The organism is Kitasatospora sp. NPDC057198 (genome assembly GCF_042670125.1).
Taxonomy (GTDB): domain Bacteria; phylum Actinomycetota; class Actinomycetes; order Streptomycetales; family Streptomycetaceae; genus Kitasatospora.
In genome coordinates this window covers 1-9,730 of sequence record NZ_JBHUWH010000310.1, presented here as the reverse complement: position 1 = coordinate 9,730, position 9,730 = coordinate 1, and the positions used below count along the sequence as shown (strand labels likewise).

At 74.1% G+C, this 9,730-nt stretch carries 12 protein-coding genes; 6 read left to right on the top strand and 6 right to left on the bottom strand.

Annotated elements, in window-relative coordinates:
• Positions 1 to 513 (top strand): GNAT family N-acetyltransferase (locus ACFUEL_RS27885; protein ID WP_380239523.1); only part of this gene is annotated, 513 nt, incomplete at its 5' end.
• A gap of 56 nt (positions 514 to 569) precedes the next feature.
• Here ACFUEL_RS27885 and ACFUEL_RS27880 read toward each other — a convergent pair.
• The gene (locus tag ACFUEL_RS27880) at positions 570 to 1,202 is read right to left on the bottom strand and encodes a TetR/AcrR family transcriptional regulator (RefSeq protein ID WP_380239522.1); all 633 of its coding nucleotides are present in this window, start codon (positions 1,200 to 1,202) and stop codon (positions 570 to 572) included.
• A 150-nt stretch (positions 1,203 to 1,352) separates the two neighbouring features.
• Here ACFUEL_RS27880 and ACFUEL_RS27875 point away from each other — a divergent pair, with 150 nt between their 5' ends.
• Positions 1,353 to 1,985: an NAD(P)H-dependent oxidoreductase gene (locus ACFUEL_RS27875; RefSeq protein ID WP_380239521.1), complete on the top strand. Its 633-nt coding sequence runs from the start codon at positions 1,353 to 1,355 to the stop codon at positions 1,983 to 1,985.
• Between the two features lie 75 nt (positions 1,986 to 2,060).
• Here ACFUEL_RS27875 and ACFUEL_RS27870 read toward each other — a convergent pair whose 3' ends face one another.
• Entirely contained in the window at positions 2,061 to 2,591 is a 531-nt protein-coding gene (locus tag ACFUEL_RS27870) for an AAA family ATPase (RefSeq protein ID WP_380239520.1), read from the bottom strand.
• 88 nt (positions 2,592 to 2,679) lie between these two features.
• On the opposite strand from ACFUEL_RS27870, the gene hemC reads away from it, so the two are divergent.
• On the top strand, positions 2,680 to 3,615 hold the full coding sequence (hemC, locus tag ACFUEL_RS27865; RefSeq protein ID WP_380239519.1) for a hydroxymethylbilane synthase: 936 nt from the start codon (positions 2,680 to 2,682) through the stop codon (positions 3,613 to 3,615).
• 83 nt (positions 3,616 to 3,698) lie between these two features.
• Here the strand turns inward: hemC and ACFUEL_RS27860 are convergent, their stop codons facing one another.
• Entirely contained in the window at positions 3,699 to 4,856 is a 1,158-nt protein-coding gene (locus tag ACFUEL_RS27860) for an FAD-dependent monooxygenase (RefSeq protein WP_380239518.1), read from the bottom strand.
• 72 nt (positions 4,857 to 4,928) lie between these two features.
• Here ACFUEL_RS27860 and ACFUEL_RS27855 point away from each other — a divergent pair, with 72 nt between their 5' ends.
• Positions 4,929 to 5,492, top strand: a complete 564-nt coding sequence (locus ACFUEL_RS27855) for a TetR/AcrR family transcriptional regulator (protein WP_380239517.1) — start codon at positions 4,929 to 4,931, stop codon at positions 5,490 to 5,492.
• 32 nt (positions 5,493 to 5,524) lie between these two features.
• On the top strand, positions 5,525 to 6,055 hold the full coding sequence (locus ACFUEL_RS27850; RefSeq protein ID WP_380239516.1) for a DUF6985 domain-containing protein: 531 nt from the start codon (positions 5,525 to 5,527) through the stop codon (positions 6,053 to 6,055).
• A gap of 21 nt (positions 6,056 to 6,076) precedes the next feature.
• Here ACFUEL_RS27850 and ACFUEL_RS27845 read toward each other — a convergent pair whose 3' ends face one another.
• Complete coding sequence (locus tag ACFUEL_RS27845; RefSeq protein ID WP_380239515.1) at positions 6,077 to 6,814, bottom strand: SDR family oxidoreductase; 738 nt, start codon at positions 6,812 to 6,814, stop codon at positions 6,077 to 6,079.
• A gap of 107 nt (positions 6,815 to 6,921) precedes the next feature.
• Here ACFUEL_RS27845 and ACFUEL_RS27840 point away from each other — a divergent pair, with 107 nt between their 5' ends.
• Positions 6,922 to 7,404 carry an RrF2 family transcriptional regulator gene (locus ACFUEL_RS27840; RefSeq protein ID WP_380239514.1) on the top strand — a complete coding sequence of 161 codons (483 nt, stop codon included), beginning with the start codon at positions 6,922 to 6,924 and terminating at the stop codon, positions 7,402 to 7,404.
• Positions 7,405 to 7,808: 404 nt separating this feature from the next.
• Here the strand turns inward: ACFUEL_RS27840 and ACFUEL_RS27835 are convergent, their stop codons facing one another.
• Together ACFUEL_RS27835 and ACFUEL_RS27830 are read right to left on the bottom strand one after the other, a co-directional pair.
• On the bottom strand, positions 7,809 to 8,165 hold the full coding sequence (locus ACFUEL_RS27835) for a hypothetical protein (protein ID WP_380239513.1): 357 nt from the start codon (positions 8,163 to 8,165) through the stop codon (positions 7,809 to 7,811).
• A gap of 15 nt (positions 8,166 to 8,180) precedes the next feature.
• The gene (locus tag ACFUEL_RS27830) at positions 8,181 to 9,416 is read right to left on the bottom strand and encodes a helix-turn-helix transcriptional regulator (RefSeq protein WP_380239512.1); all 1,236 of its coding nucleotides are present in this window, start codon (positions 9,414 to 9,416) and stop codon (positions 8,181 to 8,183) included.
• Between the last annotated feature and the right edge of the window lie 314 nt (positions 9,417 to 9,730).

The following is a 9,730-nucleotide window of genomic DNA, read 5'->3' as shown; positions in this document are numbered from 1 at the left end:
AGCGCGCACCTGCGCCGCCGCCGGTCGGCGGACGCCGCCGCGCTGAACGCCGCGGTGGTCGCCAACCTCGCCCACCTCAGCCCGTGGATGCCCTGGGCGCAGCACGCGCCGACGCTCGCGGAGAGCGAGCAGGTGTCGGTGCGCGGCGAGCAGGTCTGGGACGAGGGCACCGACTTCATGTACCTGCTCGTCCTGGACGCCGACCCGGCCGCGGTCGTCGGCGCCTTCGGCCTGCACGGCCGGATCGGCCCCGGCGCGCTGGAGATCGGCTACTGGGTGCACCGCGAGCACACCGGCCGCGGCCTGGCCACCGCCGCCGCCCGCGCGCTGACGGACGCGGCGCTGGCGCTGCCCGGGATCACCCGCGCCGAGATCCACTGCGACGAGGCGAACGCGGCCAGCGCCGCCGTCCCGCGCAAGCTCGGCTACGCCCTGGACCGGATCGACGAGGAGGCGCCGATCGCCCCCGCCGAGACCGGCCGCAAGATGATCTGGGTGACGTCCGGCCTCTGACGTCCGGCCGCCGACGCCCGCCCCCGGCCCGGCGTCACGGGTGTCGGCCGGGGCCCTCAGCGGCGGGCGATCCGTTCGACCAGGGTCTGCCAGCCGTCCGCGAGCAGGGTGCCCAGGTCGTCCTGGCCGCACCCGGCGGACCGGCCCTCCGGGGGGAGGTCGGCGACCAGGAAGAGCAGCGCGGGGCCCTCCAGGGCGCTGGCGAGCTGGAGCGAGAGGGTGTCCGGGTCGGGCAGGCCCAGGGCGGCCTGGGCGAGCAGCATCCGGATGTGCGGGCCGGAGAAGTTCGGGCCGACCGCGGGCGGGACGGGGCCCTTGCGCTCGAACGAGGCGCGGGCGATCTCGTGGCGCTCCAGCAGGAAGCGGGTGCGGGCGCGGCCGTAGGCGATCAGCCGGTCCACCGGGTCCCCGCCGGGGCCGAGCGGGGGCGGCCCGGACAGCACCTCGCACTGGAAGCGCCGCTCCTCGGCGTCGAGCAGGGCGCGGAAGATCCCGGCCCGGGTGCCGAAGCGGCGGAACACGGTGCCCTTGCCCAGCCCGGCGCGTTCGGCGAGCCCGTCCATGGTGACGTTGTCCGCCCCGAGTTCGGCGATCATCGCGCGGGCGGTGCAGAGCAGCACCTCGCGGTTGCGGGCCGCGTCCGCGCGTTCGGTGGGGGGTCGGCCGAAGGGGACCAGGGGGCTGTCCATGGGTGCCAATTTACCTGGCGAGTGAAACGGGGTAAAGTCCGCTTACGTCGAGGGCGGCACCCGGTGCCCGCATCTCCGCTTCGCCCTGTCCGCCCGTCCCCACCCGCGCCCACCGCCCTTCCGGCGGGGCGCGAAGCGAGGAGTACTGCCATGACCCTGTTCCGCCTGGACGCCAGCATCCTGCCCGGCACCTCGGCCAGCGCCGAGCTCGCCGACGCCGCCGAGGCCGAGTGGACCGCCGCCCACCCCGGCGGCACCGTCACCCGCCGCAACCTGGGCACCGAGCCGCTGCCCGGCGACGCCTGGGCCGCCGCCGTGCTCGGCAGCTTCACCCCCGAGGACCAGCGCACCCCCGAGCAGCAGGCCGCCGCCGCGCTCGGCGCCGAGCTCGCCGGGGAACTGCGCGCCGCCGATGCCGCGGTCATCGCCGTACCGCTCTACAACTGGGGCGTCTCCCAGCACTTCAAGACCTGGGTCGACCTGGTCATCGCGAGCGCCGGCCCGACCACCGAACTGCTCAAGGACAAGCCGGTCGTGCTGATCGTCTCGCTCGGCGGCGGCTTCGCCCCCGGCACCCCGCGCGAGGGCTGGGACCACGCCACCCCGTACCTGGAGCGCATCCTGCGCGACGTCTGGGGCGCCGACCTCACCACGATCCGCCGCGAGCTGACCCTGGCCGCCGTGAACCCGGCGATGGAGAGCCTGCGCGACCTGGCCGCCGAGTACCACACCCAGGCCCTGGACGCCGCGTCCGCCGCCGGCAAGGGCCTGGTCCGCGCCTGACCCGCGCCCGCGCGACCGCCCCGGAGGGCGCCGACGGCCACCCGCCGCCGGCGCCCTCCGCCGCTCCCCTCCCGCTCAGCGTTCGGCGTTCAGCGCGGCCACGATCCGCCCGGCGGCCTGCTCGGGCGTGAGGTGCGTGGTGTCGACCACCTCGGCCTCGGCGTGCAGCCAGTCGCGGGCCGCCTCCGCGTACGGGTCCAGGTACCTGAGCCGGAACGGGGAGTCGGAGCCGGTGACGGTGTCCTGCGCGATCCGCCGCCGCAGGGTCTCCCGGTCGGCGTGCAGCACGAAGTGCCGCACCGGGATCCCGTACCGGGCCAGGCCCCCGCCGATCTCCCGCCAGTACTCCTCGACCAGGACGGTCATCGGCATCACCAGCGTGCCGCCCGCGTACTCGAGCACCCGGCGGGCCGTCTCCACCACCAGCGGCCGCCACGGCGGCCAGTGCTGGAAGTTGTCCGTCCCGGGCAGCCCCGGCCTGATGTCCATCAGCGTCTCGCCGACCTTCTCGGCGTCCAGCACCCGGGAGTCCGGCAGCAGCCGCTGCACGTGCGCGGCGGTCGTCGTCTTGCCCGCGCCGTGGGTTCCGTTCAGCCATACGATCACCCGGCCCACGCTAGTACGCCGGAACACGCGCCGGCCGCCCGGCCGGTCCCGCACCGGCGCCCCGTGTATGGCGGCCTATCATCTCGTCATGCCCGCAACCGAGTTGGTCCGCATCGTCTCCCGCTCCTCGCCGATGGCACTGGCCCAGGTGGAACGCGTCCGCGCCGAACTGGCCGCGCTCCACCCGGGGATCCGGACCGAGGTGGTGCCCGTCACCACCTCCGGCGACCGCTGGCCGGGCGACCTGGCCGCGCTCGGCGGCAAGGGCGCCTTCACCAAGGAGGTCGACCAGGCCCTGCTGGACGGCGCGGCCGACCTCGCCGTGCACTGCCTGAAGGACGTCCCCGCCGACCGCCCGCTGCCGGCCGGCACCACCTTCGCCGCCCACCTGCGGCGCGACGACATCCGCGACGCCCTGGTCCACCCCGGCGGCCTGACCCTCGACCAGCTCCCGCCCGGCTCCCGGATCGGCACCTCCTCCGTCCGCCGGATCGCCCAACTCGCGGTCTCCCACCCGCACCTGGAGACCGTGCCGATCCGCGGCAACGCCAACGGCCGGCTCGCCAAACTGGACGCCGGCCAGGCCGACGCGCTGCTGCTGGCCGTCTCCGGCCTGGAGCGGATCGGTGCCGCCGACCGGATCAGCGAGGTCCTCACCGTCGAGGCGATGTGCCCGCCGATCGGCGCCGGCATCCTCGCCCTCCAGTGCCGCGAGGACGACACCCGCACCATCGACACCGTCTCCGGCCTCGGCCACCACGACACCTGGCGCGAGGCCGCCGCCGAACGCATGTTCCTGCACGTCCTCCAGGGCCACTGCAACTCCCCCATCGCCGGCCACGCCAGGGCCGAGGCCGACGGCACCCTCTCGCTGCGCGGCCACGTCTTCACCCCCGACGGCAAGCGCGTCCTGAAGGCCCACGAATGGGCCGGCCCGCTCTCCCCCGAGGACCTCGGCACCTCCGTCGCCCTGACCCTCAAGCGGGCCGGCGCCGCCGAACTCATCGCCGCCATCCCGCACTGAGCCCACCCCGCCCCCGCCCCGCCCCCGCGGTACGACCGGCGCGACCGACGCGACCGAAGCCACCGGCGCCGGCCGGGGCGGGGTCAGCCCAGGCGGGGCGGGATCCAGGCGTGGTGGCGCAGGAGCACGCGGACGGCGGCGCGGGAGGGGGTCAGGCGCATCGCGGTGTTGCGCAGGGCGACGGCGAGGGGGTGGGCGAGCTGGTGGCCCATCCGGCCGGCCTGCCGGGCCGCACGGGCGACGGACCGGCTGCGCGGGCGGCGCTCGGCGTCGTAGCGGGCGAGGGCGGCTTCGACGGTGGGCGCGGCGGCGAGGGCGGCGGCCAGGGTGACCGCGTCCTCCAGGGCCTGGCAGGCGCCCTGGCCGAGGTTCGGGGTCATCGCGTGCGCCGCGTCGCCGAGCAGGGCGATCCGGCCGGCGGTGAAGGCGGGCAGCGGGGTGCGGAGTTCGTCGACGTCGTGGTGGAGCACGGCCTCGGGGCGGGTCGCGGCGAGCAGGGCCGGGATCGGCTCGTGCCAGCCGTGGAAGCGGCGGCGCAGTTCGGCGAGCGGGTCGGCGAAGCGCGTCCGGGCGGGCAGGGTGAGGACGGCGTGCCATTCGGCCCGCCCGTCGGCGAAGGCGATGTGCCCGAACTCGGCGCCGCGCCCCCAGGTCAGTTCGAAGTCGGTGCGCAGGTCGACCGGGTGCTCGGTGATGGCGCGCAGCACCGTCGACCCGCTGTGGACGGGGCCGGGGTGGGCCGGGAAGAGGCCGCTGCGGACGCGGCTGCCGATGCCGTCGGCGGCGACCACCAGGTCGGCGTCCAGGACGGTGCCGCCGCAGACCACCCGGGCCCGCGCGGGCCCGTCCTGCCGGACGTCGTCGGCCGCCGTGCCGGTCAGCAGGCGGTCGGCGGGCAGTGCCTCGCGCAGCAGCCGGTGCAGGGTGGCGCGGGGGATGCCGGTGATCGGGGTGCCCACCGCGGCCTCCAGGGCCGCGCCGTCCAGCCGGGCCAGCCACCGGCCGTCGGGGGTGCGGGTGCCGCCGTCGTACTGGCCGCGCGAGGCCGCCCGCACCGCGGCGCCGACGCCGAGTTCGTCCAGCGCCCGGAGGCCGTTGGCGGCCAGCGAGATGCCCGCCCCCGCGTCGTCGAGGACCGGCGCGCGTTCGACGACCGTGACCTGCCAGCCGATGCGGTGCAGGCCGATCGCGGCGGCCAGTCCGCCGATGCCGCCGCCCACCACGACCGCGGTGCCGCCCATGTCGAACCCCCCGTGCTTCTACACCTGTAGAGAAAACCCTAGCGGACGCCCTACAGGTGTAGAAAGGGACCCGTGGCATCGAACCGGCGCACCCTCCTCGCGGACGCGGCCCTCGACGTGCTCGCCGACGAGGGCGTCCGCGGCCTGACCCACCGCGCGGTCGACCGCGCCGCGGGCCTGCCGCCCGGCAGCACCTCCGCGTACTTCCGCACCCGGTCCGCCCTGCTCACCGCGCTCGTCACCCGCCTGGTCGAACTCGACCAGGCCGAACTCCAGCACCTGGCCGAGCAGTTGCCCGCCCCCCGCAGCACCGGGGACCTGGTGGACGGCATCACCCTGCTCACCCGGCACCGCCTCACCGGCGAGGGCCGCCGCCGCTCGCTCGCCCGCTACGCCTGCACCGTCGAGAGCGTGCGCGACCCGGAACTCCGCGAGATCCTCGTCCCCCGCGAGAACGCCGGCCGGGAGGCCGTCCGCCGCTTCCTCACCGCGCACGGCGTGCCGGACGCGGACGTCGAGGCCCGCAGCCGCGTCCTGCTCTCCTGCGTCGACGGACTGGTCTTCGACGGGCTGGTGAACGGCGGCGAAGTCCCGCCCGGGGCCGTCGAGGGCCTGGTCGTCGCCGCCCTGCGGTAGCCCCGGGTCCGGCGGACCGTAGAGTGCCGCCCATGGAGATCCCCGGGCTCGGCCCCGTGACCGCCGACGCCGACTCCGGCGAGCACGTGAGCCCGCCGCTCCCCGTCCCCGTCCTCGGCGGCGCCCGCTGCCGGTTCGTCGTCCTCGGCTACGGCGACGACCACGCGGAGGCCGACTTCGAGACGGCCGTCCGCACGTTCCTGGAGCTCGACGAGTCGGCCCTGCGGGCCGCGTCGGCGCCGGTCTTCCAGTACTACCTGGACGTGCGGGCCGCGCTGGGCGACGACGCGGTCCCCGTGACCGTCACCGACCCGGACGACGTCTGGTCCCACGTCCGGCCCGGGGACGAGGTGACCGTCCAGCGGGAGGACGCCCACGGCGACCGGCAGGTGTACGTCTCCGTGGAGTGCGAGTGCGCCTGGGAGCCCGAGCACGGACTCCAACTCGTCTTCCGCCGCGGCGAATCGGTGACGAAGGCGGGCTCGTTCGACGGCCACCTCACCAACGCCGCCGCCTTCGACCGCCCGGACCTCGCCGACACCGTCTACCACCGCTCCGGCTGACCGCCCGGCCCGGCCCTGCGGTCAGCGGGCCGCAGCGAGCCAGTCCCGGTAACGGGTGGAGGCCAGGCGGGCACCGGGGCCGGGGGTGAGGACGTCGCCGGGGACGGCGGCGAACAGGCCGGCCCGGTCGTCGACGAGGACGGGGCGCTGGTCCCCGCGGGCGGCCAGGGTGAGGCGGCCGACCTCGTCGAGCGTGAACCGGTCGGGTCCGGCGACGTCCAGGGTGCCGTCGAGCGGCGTGCCGGCGGCCACGTCGGCGAGGGCGGCGACGACGTCGGCGCTGGCGATCGGCTGGATCGGGGTGGCGGGCAGGCGTACGGCGCTCTCGTCCGAGGTCCAGGACATGGTCGGCTCCATGAACTCGAAGAACTGGGTGGCGCGCACGATCGAGTAGGGGGTCGGGCCACCGCGCAGCAGTTCTTCCTGGAGCGTCTTGGCGCGGTAGTAGTCGAGCGCCGGGACGAGGTCGACGCCGACGATGGAGAGCGCGACCTGGTGGCGCACGCCCGCCCGCTCGCCCGCGGCCAGCAGGTTGCCGACCGTGGTGCGGAAGAACGCGATCGACTGCTCGTCGAAGGTGGGCGAGTTGGTGACGTTGACGGCCACCTCCGCGCCGGCGAGGGCCTGGTCGAGTCCGGCCCCGGTGAGCAGGTCGACGCCGGAGGAGAGCGAGGCGGTCACCACCTCGTGGCCGCGGCCGGTGAGCTCGTCGGCGAGCTGGGATCCGATCAGGCCGGTGCCGATGACGGTGATCTTCATGGGGTGCCTTCCTTCGCGGGCCGGGCGCGGACGCCCGACCCAAACTCGGACAACTTCTATCCGAGAATATACTCGGATATCCTCTGTCCGAGTCAAATGGAGGCGGAATGAAACTGTCGGGTGGCGTCGAGTGGGCGCTGCACTGCTGCGTGGTGCTGACCGCGGCCGCGGACCCGGTCCCGGCCGCCCGACTGGCCACCCTGCACGACGTGTCGCCCAGCTACCTGGCCAAGCAGCTCCAGGCACTGTCCCGCGCGGGCCTGGTCCACTCGGTACAGGGCAAGACCGGCGGCTACGTCCTCACCAGGGAGCCCGCCGAGATATCCGTGCTGGACGTGGTCCAGGCCGTCGACGGGGCGAACCCCGCCTTCACCTGCACCGAGATCCGCCAGCGCGGTCCGCTGGGCACCCCGCCCGAGCAGTGCACCGGACCGTGCCCCATCGCCCGGGTGATGGGCGCCGCCGACGCCGCCTGGCGCGCCTCCCTGGCCGCCGTCACCATCGCCGACCTCGCCGCCACCGTGACCGCCGACAGCGGCCCCGGAGCACTACCGACCGTCGGCGCCTGGCTGACCCGCACCCCCGACTGACCCGGAGGCCCCCGGCGCCGCGCACCGGTGCGCCCCGAGGGGATCGGCGTCCGTGAGCGCACCGCCGAGGACGAAGGTCAGCCGGGCGCCGTCGTGGTAGGTCCGCACAGGACACAGAACACCGGACACAGGGCACTGGCCTCGAAGCAGGTGGCCCGTGGAGGTACGAGGGTGACCGAGGCCGGGGTGCCGGGGGCGGCCGGGGTGCGGGCCGTTGCGGGTCGGGGTCGCCACGCAGTCGGGGGCGTTCACGATCGAGGGGTTCGTCCGGGCCTCGGCGGTGTCGAAGTCGTCGTACCAGTTCGGCTCGGAGTCGTGCCCGTCGCCGGGCTCGCCGGCCCTCTTCATCGGGTGCACCGTCGCCGAGGGCACCCCGCGAGCCCGGCGCACGGGAAGCACCGCCGTCAGAGGTGCCGTTCGACGGCCTCGAAGATGTCCGCGTCCGTCTCCTGCTGCCACTTCGGCAGCTCGTCCCAGTCCGCGACGTACCCCGGCTTCGGGTCCTCGATGTGCTTGTGGATCTGCGCGACCCAGCACACCGCCACGAACCGCCCCTTCTGCTCACGGCTCAGCTTCGACGTCCGCCCGCCACTCACCACGACGAAGTCCCGCACCTGCCCGAACACGGCCGCCGCACACTCCCGCTCCCACTCCGGCGTCTCCTCCCAGGGCGCGACGTACCCCGGCTTCGGCTCCCCCGGAAAGTGCCTGCGCACACCCGCGATCCACGCCTCGCGGAAGATCCGCCCGCCCTCGCTCATGTCCGTGCTCCCTCGTCAGACGGCGCCCGACAGCGCCGAGATCCAGTGGTCCAGCTCCACCGCCCGCGAGTCACCCGCCAGCGGGGCGAGCCGGGGCCGGATGCCTGCCAGTTTCTTGCCGATGTACCCCGAGCCCGTCCGGTCCACGAAGGTGATCGCCTGTCGACTGTAGTGAAGCACCTGATCGAGGTCACCCCGTTCGGCGCCCAGCGCGGCGAGTTCGGCCAGCACGGCTCCTCGACGGCGGGGAGAGAGCCCCTGCTCCAGCGCGGACGTCAGCGCTTCCTCCGCCGCGTCCGGCTTGCCGAGCGCCAGGTAGCACGTCCCGCGTTCCTCGGCCAAGCGGCTGCCGTCGAACCGCAACCACCCGCCGTTGTGCGCCCTCCCGGAGAGGTCATGCACCTGTTCGGCCTCGGCGAGGGCACGCTCACAGCCGTCCGAATCGCCGAGGCCCGCGTACGTCTCCGCCCGGACGGCCGCCACCCAGTGTCGTGTGGACATTTGAGGGTCACCCCGTTCAGCGATCTGCGCGGCGGCGGCGAGCACGGGTGCCGCCGTCTTGAACCGGCGCTCGTAGAGCTCGACGAAGCTGTGCCTGACCAGTGCACAGGCCCACATGTCGAAGTCGCCCGCCTCGCGACCGGCGTTGGCCGCCAAGGTGTAGCAGTGGGCGGCTTCCACGTACTGGCTCGAGTCGAAGAACACCTCGCCAACCAACTGGTAGAGATCTCCCGCCTGCGCGCAGAGCGACTGTCGCTGATGTTCCGTCAAACTCCGTTCCAGGCCGGAGACCAGCCTGCTGAGCTGATGGTGGACCACCGGCAGGACCGCAGACTTTGGCTCAGAGAGGGCGAACACCCGCCAGAGCTGGCTGTTCAAGTCAGGCCCGTTCGCCACCAGCTCATCAACCTCTGATCGCCGCAGGACCGAGCTGTCGAACCGGGGAAGGCTGATGAGCGAGCCGGTCACGGCAAGCAGGCTCAGAACGTCACGGCGTCTCATGTCATCAGTGTCACCCGTAGGCTCGGGAACGGCGCAGCCCGCTGGGACGAACCGGGGCTCACCGTCCCTCGCCAGGAGATCGACCAACTCCGGCCGGCTGATCCGCAGCAGGCGTGCGAGCTTGGGATAGGCGTACGTCTGGGGGTCGGTCTTGCCTCCTTCCCAGCGCCCGTACGTGCTGGTGGCCACTCCGAGTGCGGCAGCCATCGTCTCCTGGCTGTAGCCGAGTGCCTTGCGGCGCTCGGCCAAGCGCTTCCGCCGTCCCGCCACACTCGCCCCCTCTCCACCCAGAATGCCGAGGTCGGACCCGACGACGCCCTGATTATGCCTGATTACTGAGAGCTTTCCGCTCTGGTTCCCGAGCCTTCCGCCCCCTTCACTGGTTGTCAGGGATCAACGCGAAAGCGCATCCCTCCGATCGCCGTCATCTGTGAGGTACATGCACCATGCCTGATCAGCAATACCCGTCCCCGGCCGCGAAGTTGACCATCCGGGTCTACACCCTGCGGGCCGACGGCAGCCGGGTGGAGGTCTCCTCCTGCACCTCGGACGAGGACCAGCAC